The following is an 840-nucleotide window of genomic DNA, read 5'->3' as shown; positions in this document are numbered from 1 at the left end:
TGATCGACTCCGGAGTCGATGACTCACTTCCGGATCTGAGGGGTCAGGTCCTGGATGGAAAGGACTTCTCCTCATTGCGCGGTGACGAACATACCGACGTCGCGGGTCACGGCACGTCGATGGCCGCGCTCATAGCGGCGACTGGAGCACTCGGCGGGGTAGACGCTTCGTACGGACTTGCACCGGGAGCGAAGATCCTTCCCATCCGGATGATCGACAACCGAGAGGTCAGCGGGCGGATAGACGCCACGACTGAGTACTCGGAGAAGTTGACTCAGGCGATCCGCTACGCCGCCGATTCCAAGGCCCAGATCATCAACATGTCACTGGCCCTGAGCGACTCAGTCGGTCGCCACGACGTCGGTACTCCAGAGCTCGCTGCTGCCGTCAAGTACGCGCTGGCGAAGGGGAAGCTGCTCTTCGCGGGAGTTGGCAACAGGGGCGACAAGGAGAACCTGCCTTCCTACCCGGCCGCCACGCCCGGCGTAGTCGGCATTGGAGCGGCTGACCAGAAGACCAGGTTGGCTGACTTCTCCCAACGCGGACCCTTCGTGGACATGATCGCTCCAGGCGTGGACATGGTGCATGCCTGCGCCAAGGGCACCCAGCTCTGCAAATCACAGGGCACCAGCGACGCGACCGCCATCGCCTCGGCCTCTGCCGCCCTGATCTGGTCCAAGCATCCCGACTGGACCAACAACCAGGTTCTCCGGGTCATGCTGAACACGCTCAACAAGCCGGCGAACGGTGCGGAGCGGAACGACTTCATCGGCTACGGGGGCATCCGCCTGCGGGCCGCGATGGAAGTCGACAACCCCGGCCCCGCCGACGTCTACCCCC

The 840-nt window shown here is 63.9% G+C and carries 1 protein-coding gene; it reads left to right on the top strand.

What is annotated here, in order from left to right:
• Positions 1–2: 2 nt before the first annotated feature.
• Positions 3–840 (top strand): S8 family serine peptidase (locus CCN33_RS30180; RefSeq protein ID WP_341866603.1); only part of this gene is annotated, 838 nt, incomplete at its 3' end.

The sequence above is a fragment of the Streptomyces recifensis genome (genome assembly GCF_002154615.1).
Lineage (GTDB): Bacteria > Actinomycetota > Actinomycetes > Streptomycetales > Streptomycetaceae > Streptomyces > Streptomyces griseoluteus.
This window is presented reverse-complemented; position numbering and strand designations above follow the sequence as displayed.